Origin of the sequence: Arthrobacter pullicola, from assembly GCF_014836875.1 — a bacterium.
Classification (GTDB): domain Bacteria; phylum Actinomycetota; class Actinomycetes; order Actinomycetales; family Micrococcaceae; genus Arthrobacter_B; species Arthrobacter_B pullicola.
Map to the genome: position 1 here is coordinate 624,017 of NZ_JACSQC010000002.1, position 16,492 is coordinate 640,508.

Consider the following 16,492-nt stretch of genomic DNA (forward strand, 5'->3'; position numbering starts at 1 on the left):
TCCCGTCGGGCAGCCGGCCCGGCGGCCCGGCCGGCTGGCAACCGGCCGGCAGACCATCGTCCGGCCGGGCTCTGTCCGGCTGGGCTCTGTCCGGTTAAGCTCTGGCCGGTTGGACGTCGCCCGGTTGGCGTCTGTCCGGCGGGCCATCGTCCTGCCGATACCTGTGCGTCGGGTCGTCGCCCTGCCCATCCCCGCCTGACGGGCAGCCGTCCCGCGGGCACCTGCCCCGCGGGCAGCCGTCCGGAAAACCTCCAGCCGGGACGCCTCCAGCCGGTGAACCTGGAACCGGAAGGCCTGGAAACGGTGGGGCTCTGAGCGGCGGGGCCCGGCCCGGCAGCGCCGAGCCGCCCTGCCTCCGGGGACACGGAATTACTTGAGGAGTTCATTGAACTTCGCGACCGCTCCTGCCTGCTTCTCGGCGATGACCGCAAGGTCCGGGTTCAGCAGCTGAAGGTCGGCGAGCTCGGGCGCACCCTCGGGAACGCCGGCGTCGTCGCGGACCGGGAGGTAGGACTGCGCCACGGCCAGCTCCTGGCCCTCCTTGGAGACCAGGAACTCCACGAACTCGTTGGCAGCGTCCGGGTTCTTGGAGTCAGTGAAGACCCCGGCCGGCTGCGAGACGTATGGAACGCCGTCGGACGGGTAGGACAGAGCGATGGGCGAGCCCTTCGCTGCCAGTTCGCGGGCCACATAATCCACTACGATCCCGATGCCCGAGGTGCCGGCGGCCACGGCCTGGCCCACCGGGCCGTTGCTTTCCAAAACCGTCGGTTCGTTGCTGATCAGGCGCTTCAGCCAGTCCTCGCCCAAGGCCGGGGTCTCAAGCCAGACCGTGGTGTTGAAGGCTGCGGCCCCTGAAACGTCCGGGTTCGGCATGGCGATCATGCCCTTGTAGTCCTCGTTGGTCAGTTCGGCCCAGGACCCGGGGGCGTTGTCCACCAGCGTGGTGTTGTAGGCGATGACCGTGGGGATGATGCGGGTGCCCACGTAGTAGCCCTCGGCGTCGACAATGTCCTGATTCAGTTCACCAGCGTTGTCGATGTCCAGGACCTGCAGGTCGCCCTCAGCGGCGTACGCCTCGAATGTTGGGACGTCGGCGGCGAGGATCACGTCTGCCTGGATGCCGCCGGTCTCCTTCTCCGTAGCGATCCGGGTCTTCAGTTCGCCGGTGCCGGCACGGAAGACCTCAACGTTGACCTCTGGATTGACCTCGTTGTAGGCGGCGACCAGTTCATCGATCTTGGCCTGCGGCTCGGAGGTGTAGACCGTGAGGGTGCCGGTGGCGCCGGCCGCGGTGCTGGAAGCTGCGGCTGACGGGGAGTTTTCGGCGCCGTCGGCGCTGCCGCTGCAGGCGGTCAGGAGAGCCAGGGAAGCCAGCGAAGCGACGGCGAGGGCGGGGTACTTAGAGCGGTGCAGCAATGGGTTCTCCTTGGGAAACCGGCAGCAGCGGCTGCTGCCGGTAGGGGTGGCCCGGGGCCCGTGCGGGCACCGGGATCGGATGGGTGGAACGGGTGGTGGCCGCGGCTGGGACGGCGGCGGGGTGCGGGGTGGAAGCGGGGTGCGGGGTGGTCTCGGGGTCCGCGGCGGTCTTGGGACTCGCTGCGGCATTGAGGTGCCCAGTGAGATTGAGGTGCACGGCGGCCTTGCTGAATACCGGGGCTCCGGCGTGCTGCAGGCCCCCGGCTGACTGCAGCGGCACCGGAACGGCGCTGAAACTCCCCTTTTCGCCCAGCCGGATGACCGAGAGCCAGCTGCTGTCCAGGCCCTGCACTGTCTCCGGCGGAGCGGAGAGATCCTGCCCGTAGGACACCGCCGGACCGGCCCACACCGGCACCGCGCCCAGCCGGCCGGACACCGCATGGTGGTAGTGCCCGCACAGGACGGCACGGACATCGGTGCCGGACAGCACGCCGGCGAGTTCTGCCGGCCGGGCCAGACCACGGCCGGACAGCTGCGGCAGCAGCGAATCCACGGGCGGATGGTGCAGGGCCAGCACGGTGCCGTCGGGCGCAGGCTCGGCCAGGACAGTATCCAGCCAGTGCAGCTGCTCGCCGGTGAGGCGGCCTGCGGGCTGGCCGGGGTCGTCCGAATCCAGGGTGATGAGGCGCAGTCCCCCGACGAAATGCACGTCGTTCCCCGGGCCGGGGCCCGCATCTGTCCGTGAACCTGTGAACTCTTCCGCTGCCCACGCGCGGGTGCCGGGAACGTCGTGGTTACCGGGCAGCACGATCACCGGGCAGCCCAGCTCCCGGCCGGCCCGGGCGAAAAGGCCGGAGGCAGCCGCGTAGATATCCCCGCCGGAATCGGCGATGTCACCGGTGACCACGACGGCGTCGGGCCGGTAGCGGGCGGCAGCGCGCAGGGCCTCGGCGGTCCGTGCCCACGTGTCCAGGGCACCAAACAGCAGCTCGTCCGGCTGGTGCAGATGAGTGTCCGTGAGATGAATCAGGGTGTATCCGGGCCCGTTCATACCGCGGGGGTTCCGTCGTCTTGCAGCCGGTCGCGGGCCGGGAGTATGCCAGAGTCCAGCAGGACACGGACCCGATCCAGCAGGGCCTGGCCCAAACCGTGCCGCAGCAGGTAAGCGGCGGCACCCGTCTCGCCGTCGAAGGATTCTTCCGCCAGAAGCTGCAGGGCACTCTCCAGAACCTCGGGCGGGCTGCCCAGATGCAGGCGGACAGCGGCGGCCAGTTCCGCGGGATCCGTCATCCGGCTGCGGAGCCGAGTCAGCACAGCCTGGCGGAAGGAAGCAGGAAGGGCCGCTTCGGTGCGGGAGTAATCCGCCACAATGGCACCGCGGGAGGCACCGGCGGCGTCCAGCACCAGAGCGATGACCAACCCGGTACGGTCTTTCCCAGCGGCACAGTGCACCAGTACACCGCCGTCGAGGTTTCGGATCACAGCCGCGGCGGCGCTGGTCAGTGCCGGAGCGCAGTTCTGCAGCAGATGCCGGTAGACGGCTTCGATCGGTTCGGAGACGGGGATCCTTCCGCGGTAGAGCGGGACGTTCAGCACCTGCGTTCCAGCCGGAACACTGTCCGGAGCCGAGGCAATCTCCACCGGCTCGCGCAGGTCCAACACCATGCCGATCCGTACTGCCGTCAGTTCAGCGAGACCGGCGGCGTCGAGGCCGTTCAGGGCTCCGGCCCGGAAGAGCAGTCCCCGGCGCAGTCCCGGAGTTCCGGTTTCTGCTGCCGCGTCACGGAAATTGAACAATCCGCTGACTGCGGGCGGAACGTCCGCAGGAGCCTGCGGACTGGAGGACAGCTTGGTATTCATGGAACCTCTGGGTGGTACTCGGTTGGGACTCTCCGAGTTCACCCAGCAAAGGTTAATCGGCGGTGAACACGCACAGTCGCCCAGGCCAACCGTGCGCGAACACTTTGGCCTCCCAGGCTCCCCTCCTCCGGTGCGCGTACCTGAACGCCACGTTCAGCCGTACCTTGCCGTCTCGATCCGAACGCCGCGCGGCCGCACCTTGCCTCCCCACAGCCAGTCCACCGGGCCGTACCGTGCCGCACTCCGAGCGTCGGCCAACCCCACCAACGCAGCCAGACACGCGGGCAGTGGCAACCTCCCCGCCCCGCAGCCAATCCAGTCGACCCGCGGTTCCCACCCACTGGTACAGGAGTTACCCCTGAGGTCACACCAGGCAACTCCTTCAACACTCACTGGGAACCGCGGTCAGATAGACCCCGGCCAGCACCCAGGCCAGCCTCCCCGCTCCGGAGCCAACCCGGTCGACCCGCCGTTCCCAGCCACTGGTACAGGAGTTACCCCTGAGGTCACACCAGGCAACTCCTTCAACACTCACTGGGAACCACGGCCCGCAGCCACCCAAACCACGAGGGAGCTGCTCCCGCGGGGCCAGAGTGCTCAGGATTCGCGGCGAGAATGCACAGCCGGGGCAACACCGGCCCCAGCCGCACCGAGGCTGGGCAACCGGGTAGGTACCCAGATGGATCCGGACGAAGAACCCTCCGTTCTGGGTCAAATCGACCGTTTTGGGACTTCCCTGCCGTGGCGCCACGGCAGGGAAGTCCCAAACTGGCAGGGGAATCCCCATCCGGAGGAAAACGGGCTCAAACGGCAGAGAGTACGGCTAGCCTGCGCGAACCCGCCGGAAGCCAGCAGCCTGCACGGTGAGGAGCGCCAACGCACCGATCAGCCCGATCAGCAGCAGGAACGGGCCCATGCTGTACAGGTTGGAAGCGATGACGCCCGACATGCCCTCCATCCCCTGCCCCGTGGCCGGGTCAACCGAGATGTATCGAGGCGGCGCGAGGGCACCCGTCAGCCAGAACAGGCCAGCTGCCAGCATCATGGCTACCAGCGCCCAAGCCGCACAAAGGTACGGGTTGAGCCAGCGCCGGGACCCATCGGGTGCGGATAGACCGTAGCTGGCGGAGAATCCGCCAGGAACCGACGCCCCGGGGACACCATCGGAGCGGCCCGGATTCCCCGCCTCTTCAACCCTGGTGGACTCGTCAACCCAGGAGGAACCATCTCCGCGGCCCGAGGCGCCACTCCCGCCGGCGTCCCGAACCAGGTGTTGCCAGCCGGCGTCGCGATCCCCGGCGCGGGCGGCGTCGCGGTCCCCGGCGCGGGCGGCGGAGCGGCCCCCAGCCCGGGCGGCGGCACGGTCCCCAGCCCGGGCGGCGGAGCGGCCCCCGGCGCTGCCGGAGGCCAACACTCCGGGATCATCGTTCCGCGTGGCCCGCCCCACGGCAGACGGAACAGTCCCGCCGTCGTCGACAATCTGCACCGGGTCCTGAGCCTGGCCAGCCGGTGGCCGCGCGTACAACCGGTAATCGTCCGAAGGTGTGTGATTCCCCATGGCGGCGAGCCTACCCGACACCAACCTGGGCCGGCTCGAGGGCGCAGTGGCCACCGGGGCCACCGGCAGGCAGGGGCCACCGGCAGGGACGTCCCTTTACTGCGGGGCGGCCAGCCAGAGGTCGGGACCGAAGACCTCGTACTGGATGTCCTGGGCGGGAACCCCGCGCGCAATCAGCGCGCTGCGGATCGCCTGCATAAAGCCAAGCGGACCGCACAGGTAGTAATCGGCGTCGGCGGGCAGCTCAATGGCGGCAAGGTCCATGAAACCGGAGAACTGGTTGGCGCTCTCCTGGCCCGCAGGCTGGCTGAACCAGGTGGTGAGCGAGGCATCCGGCAGCTTCGCCAGGTCCGCCCGCACCTGGTCCCGCAGCGCGAAGGTCTGCTCCGACTTATCGGCGTGCAGCAGCGTCACGGGGCGGGTTGCGGCCGACTGGACCAGATGGGAAATCATACCGGCCATGGGTGTGATGCCGATGCCGGCGCTGGCAAAGACCACGGGCCGGTCGGTGTCCGTGAGCACAACCTCGCCGAACGGCGCCGACAGCACCACCTCATCATTCACGTTCACGCTGGCGTGCAGCAGGTTGGAGACCTCGCCGTCGGGGGTAGGCCGGCCGTGAACGCGCTTGACGGAGAACTGGCGGCGCTCGCCATCGTCGGCGCGGGTGAGGCTGTACTGCCGCGGCTGGTGCACGCCGTCGGGCATCAGTGCCTTCAGCGAGACGTACTGGCCGGGCAGCGCCGGCTTCATCCGGCCGGCAGTGAGGGGCTCGACCACGAAGGTCACGACGTCGGTGGTTTCCTGGATCTTCTCCGTCACCCGCCAGGTGCTCCAGACACTTTCCGGGGTGAGGTCCGCAGCCGTGTACATGGCCCGTTCCTGATTAATGAGGGCGTTGGCCATCAGCCAGTACACCTCGTCCCACGCGGCTCCGACCTCGGGGGTGACGGCGTCTCCCAGGACGTCGCCAATGGCCCACATCAGGTGGTCGTGAACAATCTTGTACTGTTCCGGCCGCAGGCCCAGGGAAACATGCTTATGCGAAATCCGGGCCAGCAAATGGTCAGGCAGGACACCGGGTTTGTTCACCAGGAAAGTGGCAAAAGCGGCAACTGATCCGGCCAAGGCCTGCTGCTGACGGCCCTCGGCCTGGTTTCCGCGGTTGAAAAGTCCATCAAGGAGTTCGGGTTTCTCCGCAAACATATGTGAATAGAAGCGTTTCGCGATCTCCCCGATATTCTCACCGACCACCGGCAAAGTGGCTTCAATAACGGGACGGGATGTATCTGAAAGCACGTAAAACTCCTTGACTTAACGAAACGCAATGCGAAAGCCATGAGGAAATTCAACGACTTCCGGGAGGCAACATTACTCCTCTTCTACGGCGTGTAGAAATCACCGGCGGAGGATTCCCGGCTTCGTGATTCCGGGCACCATGCGTGGTCGCTCCGGGTGCCGCGAAGACAGTCGAAGCCACAGCAAAACGGCCGACGCCGGCACCCGCGTGGGTGCCGGCATCGGCCGCTGTTCTGTCCCCGGATTTACGGCAGGCGCCAGTACACCGGGTCGTTGTCCTCTGCCAGGATCATGCGCAGGCTCATCCGGCTGTCTTCGCCCAGGGCCTCCTCGGGGAGGTCGAAGCAGACCTCGTGGGAGCGGGCCTCCCCCTTGGCCAGGTTGGGCTGGCTGAACCCGCTCACCCCAAGATCCATGGAGCAGTCCAGGACACTGTAGGAGCGGTTGTCCGCACCGATGAACTCGGGAGCGAGGTCCAGCCACAAACGTCCTTCACCGTCACCGTTGTAGACCGCGTCGAACTCGAACATCACGTAGTTGTAGTCCGGTGCGCCGGCAGTGCGGTCCCGCTCCTGCACCTCGGCGGAGGCGTTGCGGTCCACGGAGACCAGGGTGACGGTGTAGTCGCCCACCTTGACCTCCTCGCCCGCCGAATTTGCCGGTGCGGAGAGCATCTTTTCGATGAACGCATCACTGTTCTCGTAGGTGTACTCATCCGGGGAAGCCTGGGCGCCCGGCGTGCCGGAAGCATTTGGCAGCGGCCGGGAAGGCTCAGATTCTGCCTCCGCTGCGGGGTATTCGCCGATGCCCAGCTGCCGAAGCGAGTCCACCACCATGGCCGACACCGTACCGGCAATGATCATGGACACCACTGCCACACCCACGGCAATGATGGAGAGCATCCGGGCCACGTTACGTGCCCGGAATCCCTTAATCATCGCGGGGATTCCGAGACCGATGGCCACGATGCCAAGCAGGAACGTCAAGACGTTGATGAACGGAATCCAGGAGACGAGGAGGCCAACACCGGCGAGGCACAGTGCCGCGATGCCCAGTGCCTTGCCGGGAGTCCGCGCCGGCTGGGCACCCGGGTAGCCCGCGCCCGGGTAGCCAGCGCCTGGATAGCCCGGCCCGGAACCGTATCCGCCGGGTGTTCCCTGCCCCGGAGCCGCGTACTGGTTCGGGGCCTGGCCCGGCGCACCGTACTGCTGCTGACTCTGTCCCTGCGCTGCGTACTGGTACGGGCCCTGCTCCGGCATTCCGTAGTGCGGGCGGACGTACTCGGGTGCGCCGGCAGCCGGATCGTCTGTGCCGGTGCCGGTGCCGACGCCGCCTTGATCCACGGAGCCTTGATCGATGGAACCCGCTGCTGCGGCATTCGGATCGACAGATTCCGGCGCGCCCGCTGGCTGGCCAGCCGGAGGGTATGGGGGCAGCGCCGGACCACCGGCAGGGGGTTTCCCGGCCGAGGGAATCCCGGCGTAGGGATTTCCGCTGGGCCTGTCATACGAGGTCAGAGGCCGGGTGGCGGCGGGGTAACCGTCAACGATGTACGGGCCACCAGCGGCCGCAGGATTCTGGGCACCCGCCGCGTCACTGGCGTGGCTGCTCGCACTGTTGCCGTAGCCGTTGCCGTAGCTGTTGCTGTTGCTGCCGCTCCCGCCGTAGGGGTGCGGCTGCTGGCCAGTTGGAGCCGCTGGTTCGCTGCTGCCGGGAGCGGTGCCATACCCTGCCCGACCATAGCCGGGAGGAGCGAACGAGCCGCCAGGAGCGGCAAATCCGCTGGGCGGCGCCAGCCGGGAGCCGTCGTCCATCCCGGGCCCGCCAACAGCGCCTGCAGACACGGCCGCATTGCCGTTCCGTTCCACTGCGGGTGCGTCCTCAGCGGGCGCCGGCTCAGCGGACGCCGATTCGGGCGCCGGCATAGCGGGCGGCTCAGCGGGCGCCGGCGCGGGTGCCGCTCCCCCGGATTCACGAGCCTCCCCAGGTTCCAGTGCCCCGGTCTGCCCCTGGTCGTCGCCGAGCCCAGGCCCGCCCTGTTCCTTATCCATTTATTTCCCCCATGCGGTAAGCGCTGCGTGCAAAAAGATGGGGACACGTCCGTCCGGCTGGTGGCCCCGGCACCATTCTAGGCCCCTGACCTGCGGCTTTCCCCAAGAGCAAGGCCCGCCCCGCAACAGCGGAACGGGCCCCAAGCGCGAACTGAAGACTAAGCTAGAGCCGCGACGACGTCGTCGTAATCCGGTTCGGTGGTGATCTCCGGAACCAGCTGCGTGTACAGCACGGTGCCATCGGCATCCAGGACGACGACGGCGCGGGCCAGCAGACCGGCCAGCGGCCCGTCGGCCTGGGTCAGTCCGAAGTCTTCGCCGAAGCTGCTGCGGAAGGCGGAAGCCGCCACCACGTTCTCGATGCCCTCTGCGCCGCAGAAACGGCCAAGCGCGAACGGAAGATCCTTGGAGACGCACACCACTGCGGTGTTCTCCAGGCCGGCGGCCACCTCGTTGAAGCGGCGGACGCTCTGCGCGCACACACCGGTGTCCACGCTGGGGAAGATGTTCAGGACCACCCGGCGGCCGGCGAACCCGGAGAGGGTCACGGCGGCGAGGTCGGTGCCGACCAGTTCGAAGGCCGGAGCGGAGGTGCCGACGGCGGGAATTTCACCGGAGGTGCGGACAGGGTTCTCTTTAAATGCTGTGGTTGCCATGGTTCGTGTCTATCACGTCTTTCTCCCTTTGGTGGGACGCTGACCTGCGGTGATGCTGGCCTGACGGTCCGATGGGAAGAAATTCGGGTTATGGGCTTCCCTCCGCGCGTGCTGGTGCTCTACTGGAAGAAGGTTGAGGTTTGCTGCAGAAGATCCCAACTAGGTCCTCCCCAGTGGAGGGCCGTCAGGTCCACATGGCCGGGACCAGTAGGTTCGATGGCCGAACCTTGGAACGACTCCCCGGTTGAGGCCGGGGAGTCAGATCCATGTTGAGGCGCGTTCCATATTGACGCGCGTTCCATATTGAGGCGCCTCACCCGGCCAGCTCTCGGCCGGCGAAAAACCTATTCGGCGGCCAGCTGCACCGAACCGCGGTGGGCTCCCAACCCGCCGTCGACCCGGATGTCGGTGCCGTTGACCCAGCTGGCCTGCGGCGAGGCCAGGAAGGTGATCACGTTGGCGATATCCCGGGCGGAAGCCGCCCGGCCAAGCAGGGCCACAGCGCCTTCCACCTTGTCCACACCGTGGTCCTTCATGAAGTCGGCCAGGATCGGCGTCTCGACGGGGCCGGGGCTTACCGAGTTCACCCTGACGCGGCCCAGGTTTTCGCTGGCCTGCAGTTCCGTGAGCAGCCGGACAGCTTCCTTGGAGAAGCGGTAGGAGTTACCGGTGACCTCAGCGTCCTGGTGCACCCCGGCAAGCGCGCCGTCCCAGTCGGCGGCGGAGACGAATGCGAAGAGCTGGGAGCGGCGCTCGCCCCAGCCGGCTGCCACGGCGGAGGCCAGGTGGGTGACGAATCCGCCGTCGGCAATCTGGGGCAGCAGCGCCTTGGTGAGCTCCCGCAGCCCGAAGACGTTGACCGCGAGCACCAGCTCAAACGGTGCGGTGCCGGGAACGCCGGCGATGTTGGCCAGGCCGTGGATGGTGCCGCGGACCTGCGCGGCGGCGTCGGCTACGCCCTGCGGGGAGGAGAGGTCGGCCTGGATGAACTCGCCGGGGAAATCCTGGGCCGGGTTGCGGTCGATGCCGATGACCTCGGCTCCGCCAGCTGTAAACGCCGCCGCCGTGGCGGCGCCGATGCCGGAGGCAGCTCCGGTAACCACAATCCTTTGGTCAGCAAATATGCCCATGCTTCGTCTCCGTTATCTCCGTGCTTCCGCGGCAGCAGCCGCGGCTCATCGCTGACCAATCTTCTCCTCCACACGCACCCAGGCAAGGCCGCTTTTCCACTGGACAGATAATGGGACTTGTCCGTTTCTCCGCACCCGACAAGGCTGGGGACACCAGTGACAACGCGAAAAGGACGGCCAGTGACTGTTTCCCCCACCACCTATGAGGTCTTCGACCCGGCCACCCTGGAAGTAGTCGGCACCGCGCCCCTGCACACGGCGGAAGATGTTGAACGCGCCGTCGCCCTGGCCGGCACTGCCGCCGCTGCCTGGGCCGCGGACCGGGAAGCACGGCGCTCGGCCCTGCGCTCGATCGCCGCTGCCGTCCGGACCCAGTCGGGCCGTCTGGGGGAAATCCTCAGCCGCGAACAGGGGAAGGTCCTGCGTGAGGCGGTCATGGAGTTCCAGGTCGCCGCCGGATTGTTCGAGTATTACGCCGATCTCGAATGGGACCAGACCGAGCAGCTGCCTGAACGCGACGGCCGCCAGCTCTCGGTGGACTACCGTCCGGTGGGCCTGGTCGGTGCCATCACGCCGTGGAACTTCCCGATCTCGCTGCTGGCGGTCAAGCTGGCGCCGGCGCTGGTGGCCGGCTGCACGGTGATCGCCAAGCCGTCACCGAGCACCCCGCTCTCCACCATCGCCTTGGTGGAGCTGATGAACGGTTACCTGCCGCCGCATGTGCTCAAATCCGTGACCGGCCGGGGCGTGCTCAGCCGGGCGCTCAGCACCCTGCCGGGTGTGCGGAAGATTTCCTTCACCGGTTCCACCGAGGTGGGCACCGCGATCATGGCGCAGGCCGCGCCCACGGTCAAGCGGGTGACGCTGGAGCTTGGCGGCAACGATCCGGCGATCGTGCTGCCCGACGCCGATCCGGCATTCACCGCGGCAGGCATCATCGGTTCGGCGTTCCGTAACGCCGGGCAGGTCTGCATGGCGGTGAAGCGGGTCTTTGTGCCGCGCAGCCTGGCCGGCGAACTCACCGAAGCCCTTGCCTCCGCCGCTGCCGGCCTGGTGGTGGGCCGCGGCCTCGACGCCGGCACCAGCATGGGTCCGATGCATAACGCCGCACAGCGGGACCTGGTCTCCAGCCTGGTCACGCAGGCAGTGAACGACGGCGGCAAGCTCGCCTTCGGCGGCGGCACCGGAACCTCGCTTCCCGGTTACTTCATGGAACCGACCATCATCGCGGACGCTCCGTACAACACCCCTCTGGTCTGCTCCGAACAGTTCGGTTCCGCGCTTCCGGTATCGGTGTACGACGACGTCGAGGACGTGCTGGCGCAGCTGAACGCACAGGAATTCGGGCTCGGAGCGTCGGTCTGGACGCCCGATCTGGACCGCGCCGGAGAGCTGGCCGCCCGGATCGAGGCCGGCACGGTATGGATCAACCAGCACACGCAGGTGGAGCTGGATGCGCCGTTCGGCGGGTGGAAGGCCTCCGGCATGGGCCGTGAACGCGGCCGGTGGGGTCTGTCCGAATACCTGCAGACCCGCACCCTCAACGCCATGGCGGGGAACCACGCCGCCGCGGCAGCCGGTGCATCTTCCGCCGCCCAGAGCAGCTAGAGCCTAGAAAGTAGCGCCCGGCTACGGCAGCCCGCCGTAGCCAACCACAAAAAGGTCCCCTTCCGTGTTCGGAAGGGGACCTTTCTCGGTTCCGGCCGCAGCCGGGCGAGGGTTTAGTGCTGCGGGCTGCCCATGCTCACCGGCTCAGCAAGCCCCAGCCGGCGCACGTCGCGCTGCTGGTTGATGAACAGCAGGGCCAGGATGCCCATCAGGAGCATCAGCCCGCCGGCCAGGGCGAAGGCTGCGGTGTAGCCCTCCGCCGGAGTGGACCCGCCGCCGATCAGGAAGCCCGAGACGGCCGGGGCGAAGATGCCGCCGGAGGAGAGCACCGCGTTGGCAATGGAGAGGTTCGCCCCGCGCTGCGCAACGGTGGTGAGTTCGGAAACGATCAGGTACGTGATGGCAAACAGTGCCGGGGCCGTGCCCAGGCCGAGAACCAGCAGCACCAGGGACAGCAGCGGGGACTGCACCAGGGTGGCGCCCAGCAGGGCCGCTCCGGCCAGGGTGGCGGCGCCGCCCAGGACAAAGGACCGGGCCTGACGCGTGGGCAGCCCGCGCAGGTGCAGGCGCTGGGTCAGCGCGCTCAGGGAAATAGTCGTAATGGCGCCCCAGGCAGCCGGAAGAGCAATCATGCTGCCTGCAGCCTGGCTGGAGTAGCCGAGAACGGTTTCAAAGTAGGCCGGTCCCCAGGACATCGCCAGGGTGAACGTCCAGTAACCCATAAACGAGGTCAGGACGGCGATGATCCAGCTGGCCGTGAAGATGGTCTTTTTGTAGCTGACCTTCGTTTCGGCGACGGCGGCCGCCGGCTCCTCATCGTCGTCCCCGGCACCGGCGTCGGGACCGTCGATTTCCCGCTCCACCTGCCGGCTGGTGTAGGGGCCTTCCTTGCCGGTAATGACCCAGAAGACGGACCAGACCAGCCCGATGATGGCCAGCGTGGCGAAGGCAGTCTGCCAGCCGAAGGCGCCAACCACCCAGGCCAGCACCGGCGCGAAGGCCACCACACCCAGGGTGACTCCGGAGGAAGCGACCGCCGCCGGCGTCGCACCCTTCTTCTCCGGGAACCACTTGTAGATGCTGTGCATCATGACGGGAGCCAGCGGGCCTTCTCCGGCACCGAGCAGCAGCCGGGAAATCCAGAGGGCCGGCAGCGAGGCGAGGATCAGGATCGGCAGCTGCGCCACCGACCAGGTGAGGCACAGGACCAGAAGGATCCATTTGGTGGGAATCTTGTTGGCGAGCGGCGCCGCGACGAACTGGATGACCACGAAGGTCAGGAACATGGCGCTGCTCACCAGGCCAAACTGTTCCGGCGTGATGCCAAGGTCCCGCATCAGCGGAACGGCCGCAATACCCAGGACCGCTTTGTCCGCCCAGCTGAGCATCATCAGCACCAGGAGGGAAGAGGTGGTGAACCAGGCATACCGGTTGCGTCTCGCGGCGGACCAGTAGCGCGGATTACCTGGGTCCTGCCGAACAGACGTGGGGGGTTCTTTGAGGGACACGGGCCTACCAGACTTTCGTAATCGGATACCGCGCAGGCATCCGGTGTGGGGCGTTATTCCTCGACTGTAGATTCGTGTGATCTGAGCAACAATTTGCGCTTTCCGGTGGCCGGAAAGGTCTTCCGGATTTTCTCTCCGCGGGCAGGCATTCTGGAGTCAACCGACTTCCAACCTCGCCGGGCCGGCGAAGATATGCGAGCACACGAACATGAACAAGCCCCTCCCGGAGCCTGCGGCGGGCATGTCCGTCATCACCCTCGGAACCGCCGCCGGACCGGCCATCCGCGGTCCGCATCCGGGGATGGCCACCGCCGTCGTGGTGGACGGCAGTTTCTACCTGGTGGACTTTGGCCTGGGGATCACCCGGGCCGCGAACAGCGCCGGGCTGCGCGGAGAGAACCTGCGGGCCTGCTTCATCACGCACCTGCATTCGGACCATGTGGCAGAGCTCCCGGGCTATTTCCTGTGGAACTGGGGGCGTCCGGTCAGCGGCATCACCACCCCCGTGACTGTCTTCGGGCCGGGCACCGATCCGCAGGGAATCCCCGGCGAAAACGGCGGAACCGGTGCCATGGTCGAGCACGTGCTGGAGGCGTACTCCTATGACATCAACATCCGGGTCCATGATGAGGGACGGCCGGACCTGCGGCAGCTGGTGCTCGCTGCGGACATCGAGCTGCCGGCCGGGGTGGCCGACACGGCGCACGGGAATCACACCCCCGCCATGGAACCCTTCCTCGTCTATGAGGACGAGCTGGTGCGGGTCAGCGCGATCCTGGTGGAGCATCCTCCGGTGTTCCCCGCTTTCGCGTTCCGGATTGAGAGCCGTTACGGGTCCGTGGTCATTTCCGGTGACACCACTGAATGCGCCAACATGGTTACGCTCGCCACCGGTGCCGACCTGCTGATTCACGAAGCAGTGAATCTGGACTATTTCGCCGCATTGGACATGGCGCCGGAGTTCCTGAATCACCAGCGGATCTCCCACACCACGGCTCCCGGCGTCGGCCGGGTCGCGGCGCAGGCCGGCGTCCCGCACGTGGTGCTCTCGCACCTGGCCGGGCTGGCCAGCGACGACGAGTGGTCAGCGGGCGTGCGGACAGAATTCGGCGGCCGCATCACCGTGGCCGCTCCGGGCAACCGGTTCGAAATCGCAGGGGTCCCGGTACTGGCAGCACGCTAGCCCGCGAGCCCGGCCAGGCCGCCCACTTCACGCCCGACGGCGGCCGCGGCCACCTGCAGGGCCGGAATGATTCGCTCGGGTTCCCGCATGGGCCCGATAAAAACGACTCCCAGGGCCGCCATCAGCTGGCCCTTGGAGTTCAACACCGGCACCGCCAGGCCGGAGGTGCCCAGGGCATGTTCCTCGCGGGTGGTCGCGTACCCGTTGTCCCGGGCCTCCTGGACCTGTCGATGTAGTTTGCCGGGCTCGATCACGGTGTACGGGGTGCGGCGGGCCAGATTGGCGAAGGCCTTCGCCCGGACCTCCGCGGGGGCATAGCCCAGGATGATCTTCCCTGCGGCGCTGACGTGCAGCGGAAGCCGCTCCCCCACCTGCGCCACAGGCTTGCCCACCGCGGTGCCCGCAAAGCGTTCGATCAGCAGCGCCTGCTGCCCCTCCAGGACAAACAGGTTGACCACCTGCCGGGTCGCGAAAAGCACGTCCTGCATATACGGGCCGGCAATGGTTTTGAGGTCCTTCTCCACCGGAGCCAGCAGCCCCAGCGTCCAGAGCCGGTGCCCCACGTAGTAGTTGTTGCCGCGCTTGGCCACGGCTCCCCACTCGAGCAGCTCGCCCAGGAGGCGGTGACAGGTGGCCACCGGAGTTTCCGAGCGGCGGGAGATCTGGGACAGAGTCAGCTTCACATTGTCGGCGTCGAACGCACCGAGAATATTCAGCGCCCGCGATGTGACCGATTTCCCTTTGGCCGCTGCCTGTCCTGCCACTGCGTCACCCTCCGGTAGATCTGTGCGCCCATCGCGGGGCTTCCTTTGTTATATAGCGAAACGCCCGAAGCGCCCCCATCAGGCCGCTTCGGGCGCCGCGCCCGCGTCATGTTCCCGCATGTTCCGGCAAAGAGGCGCTTATCCGCCTGCCGGAACCACCCGAACCGGGATCGAAGAGAAGGCGTGCAGCACGTTGTGGATCTGCGGCACCGGTTCGCTGGTCAGCTCAATCCGTTCAGCTGACCCGGCCAGGGCCTGCAGCACCAGCTCGATTTCCAGCCGGGCGATGGGCTGGCCGACGCACTGGTGCAGGCCCATCCCGAACGCCACATGCCCGGAGGCGCTGCGGTCCAGGTCGAAGCTGTCAGCGTTGTCCCCCCACTTCCGCGGATCCCGGTTCGCTGCGCCCATAAACAGCAGGATCTTCGAGTCTGCCGGGATCAGCACGCCGTCGATCATCGAATCCACGGCCGCCGTGCGGTGGAACATCTGGAACGGCGATTCCAGACGCAGAGCCTCGTCCACCGCGAATTTTGCCAGGTTCGGGTTCGCACGCAGTTTCTCCCATTGATCCGGGTTCCGGGCCAGGCACAGCAGCGTGTTGCCGATCCCGGTGACAGTGGTGTCGACGCCGGCGGAGAGCAGCGCCCGCACCAGCAGTGCCGCTTCGTCGGCGGTGATGCCGCCTTCGTCGGCCACCTCCCAGATGCCGGCCCCGAATCCGCCGGGCCGCAGGTTCCGGCGTTCACAGTTTTCCAGGACCCAGGCTGATACTGCTGCCTCATTCCGGAACGCTTCGGCGTAGACCTCGTTCCGGGGGCCGAAGGCGTTGAAGGCCATGGACCCGTACGGCAGCAGATTTTCCCGGCCGTCCTGGGGAATCCCGACCGCGTCGGGGAAGACCTGCAGCGGATACACCTCGGCGAGGTCAGCGACCACGTCAAAGCTGCCGCGGGCCACCAGCTCCTGCACCAGTTCCCGTGCCGGCGGTTCGAACTCCGCCCGAAGCCGACGTACGGAGGACGGGCTCACCACCTTGGACAGGCCGCGGCGCATGGCGGTGTGCGTGGGCGGATCGGATTCCAGGATGCCGGCCCGGCGCCATTCCGCGGATTTCCGGCGGTCCGCCGGGCCCAGGCCGCCGCCGGAGATATAGGTCTCGAAGTCGGTGAGGATTTCGTACACCGGTTCGTACCGGGTCACAGCATAGGAGCCGTATTTCTCCAGCCACACCACCGGCCCGGCCTCCCGCAGCTTCTGGTGCAGCGGGTAGGGATCGGCCAGGTTCGCCAGGGAAAAGGGATCATCGGCCAGGGACGGAACTGGGTCGTGTGACGGCGCTGTGTGCGGTGCCGGGACGGGTGCCGGTGCCGGGACGGGTGCCGGTGCCGGGACGGGTGCCGCGGCGTCGGCGTTAGCAGTCTTGAATATCATGGGGGTTCCTATCGGCGAGTCT

At 67.4% G+C, this 16,492-nt stretch carries 13 protein-coding genes; 2 read left to right on the forward strand and 11 right to left on the reverse strand.

Going from position 1 to position 16,492, the window contains the following annotated elements; translation table 11 throughout:
- Positions 1-369 precede the first annotated feature (369 nt).
- The 8 genes from H9638_RS06100 to H9638_RS06130 all read right to left on the reverse strand — a co-directional run bounded on the left by H9638_RS06100 (position 370) and on the right by H9638_RS06130 (position 9,973).
- Positions 370-1,419, reverse strand: a complete 1,050-nt coding sequence (locus H9638_RS06100) for an ABC transporter substrate-binding protein (RefSeq protein ID WP_225217019.1) — start codon at positions 1,417-1,419, stop codon at positions 370-372.
- Entirely contained in the window at positions 1,403-2,470 is a 1,068-nt protein-coding gene (locus H9638_RS16815; protein ID WP_225217020.1) for a metallophosphoesterase family protein, read from the reverse strand. The genes H9638_RS06100 and H9638_RS16815 overlap by 17 nt, the downstream gene beginning before the upstream one ends.
- Positions 2,467-3,279: a tyrosine-protein phosphatase gene (locus tag H9638_RS06105; RefSeq protein ID WP_191746286.1), complete on the reverse strand. Its 813-nt coding sequence runs from the start codon at positions 3,277-3,279 to the stop codon at positions 2,467-2,469. The genes H9638_RS16815 and H9638_RS06105 overlap by 4 nt, the downstream gene beginning before the upstream one ends.
- An 823-nt stretch (positions 3,280-4,102) precedes the next feature.
- Complete coding sequence (locus H9638_RS06110; protein WP_191746287.1) at positions 4,103-4,837, reverse strand: hypothetical protein; 735 nt, start codon at positions 4,835-4,837, stop codon at positions 4,103-4,105.
- 96 nt (positions 4,838-4,933) lie between these two features.
- Entirely contained in the window at positions 4,934-6,136 is a 1,203-nt protein-coding gene (locus H9638_RS06115) for a globin domain-containing protein (protein WP_191746288.1), read from the reverse strand.
- 245 nt (positions 6,137-6,381) lie between these two features.
- Complete coding sequence (locus tag H9638_RS06120) at positions 6,382-8,187, reverse strand: DUF308 domain-containing protein (RefSeq protein WP_191746289.1); 1,806 nt, start codon at positions 8,185-8,187, stop codon at positions 6,382-6,384.
- A 158-nt stretch (positions 8,188-8,345) separates the two neighbouring features.
- Positions 8,346-8,843 carry a thiol peroxidase gene (tpx, locus tag H9638_RS06125; protein ID WP_191746290.1) on the reverse strand — a complete coding sequence of 166 codons (498 nt, stop codon included), beginning with the start codon at positions 8,841-8,843 and terminating at the stop codon, positions 8,346-8,348.
- 344 nt (positions 8,844-9,187) lie between these two features.
- Positions 9,188-9,973, reverse strand: coding sequence for a coniferyl-alcohol dehydrogenase (locus H9638_RS06130; RefSeq protein WP_191746291.1), 786 nt, complete (start codon positions 9,971-9,973; stop codon positions 9,188-9,190).
- Between the two features lie 180 nt (positions 9,974-10,153).
- On the opposite strand from H9638_RS06130, the gene H9638_RS06135 reads away from it, so the two are divergent.
- On the forward strand, positions 10,154-11,581 hold the full coding sequence (locus tag H9638_RS06135; RefSeq protein WP_191746292.1) for an aldehyde dehydrogenase family protein: 1,428 nt from the start codon (positions 10,154-10,156) through the stop codon (positions 11,579-11,581).
- Between the two features lie 113 nt (positions 11,582-11,694).
- Here the strand turns inward: H9638_RS06135 and H9638_RS06140 are convergent, their stop codons facing one another.
- Entirely contained in the window at positions 11,695-13,089 is a 1,395-nt protein-coding gene (locus H9638_RS06140; RefSeq protein WP_318241796.1) for an MFS transporter, read from the reverse strand.
- A 208-nt stretch (positions 13,090-13,297) separates the two neighbouring features.
- Between H9638_RS06140 and H9638_RS06145 the strand changes: the two genes are divergently transcribed.
- Positions 13,298-14,272, forward strand: a complete 975-nt coding sequence (locus H9638_RS06145; RefSeq protein ID WP_191746293.1) for an MBL fold metallo-hydrolase — start codon at positions 13,298-13,300, stop codon at positions 14,270-14,272.
- On the opposite strand, the gene H9638_RS06150 is transcribed toward H9638_RS06145, so the two are convergent.
- Together H9638_RS06150 and H9638_RS06155 are read right to left on the reverse strand one after the other, a co-directional pair.
- The gene (locus H9638_RS06150) at positions 14,269-15,036 is read right to left on the reverse strand and encodes an IclR family transcriptional regulator (RefSeq protein ID WP_191746294.1); all 768 of its coding nucleotides are present in this window, start codon (positions 15,034-15,036) and stop codon (positions 14,269-14,271) included. The two genes, H9638_RS06145 and H9638_RS06150, sit on opposite strands and share 4 nt — an antisense overlap.
- Positions 15,037-15,174: 138 nt before the next feature.
- Complete coding sequence (locus H9638_RS06155; RefSeq protein ID WP_191746295.1) at positions 15,175-16,470, reverse strand: cytochrome P450; 1,296 nt, start codon at positions 16,468-16,470, stop codon at positions 15,175-15,177.
- Positions 16,471-16,492 lie beyond the last annotated feature (22 nt).

Excerpts from the sequence above, each read along its gene's own strand:
- H9638_RS16815 (WP_225217020.1), bottom strand. The coding sequence starts at position 2,470 with ATGAACGGGCCCGGATACACCCTGATTCATCTCACGGACACTCATCTG.
- H9638_RS06105 (WP_191746286.1), bottom strand. The coding sequence starts at position 3,279 with ATGAATACCAAGCTGTCCTCCAGTCCGCAGGCTCCTGCGGACGTTCCG.
- H9638_RS06110 (WP_191746287.1), bottom strand. The coding sequence starts at position 4,837 with ATGGGGAATCACACACCTTCGGACGATTACCGGTTGTACGCGCGGCCA.
- H9638_RS06120 (WP_191746289.1), bottom strand. The coding sequence starts at position 8,187 with ATGGATAAGGAACAGGGCGGGCCTGGGCTCGGCGACGACCAGGGGCAG.
- tpx (WP_191746290.1), bottom strand. The coding sequence starts at position 8,843 with ATGGCAACCACAGCATTTAAAGAGAACCCTGTCCGCACCTCCGGTGAA.
- H9638_RS06130 (WP_191746291.1), bottom strand. The coding sequence starts at position 9,973 with ATGGGCATATTTGCTGACCAAAGGATTGTGGTTACCGGAGCTGCCTCC.
- H9638_RS06145 (WP_191746293.1), top strand. The coding sequence starts at position 13,298 with ATGAACAAGCCCCTCCCGGAGCCTGCGGCGGGCATGTCCGTCATCACC.
- H9638_RS06155 (WP_191746295.1), bottom strand. The coding sequence starts at position 16,470 with ATGATATTCAAGACTGCTAACGCCGACGCCGCGGCACCCGTCCCGGCA.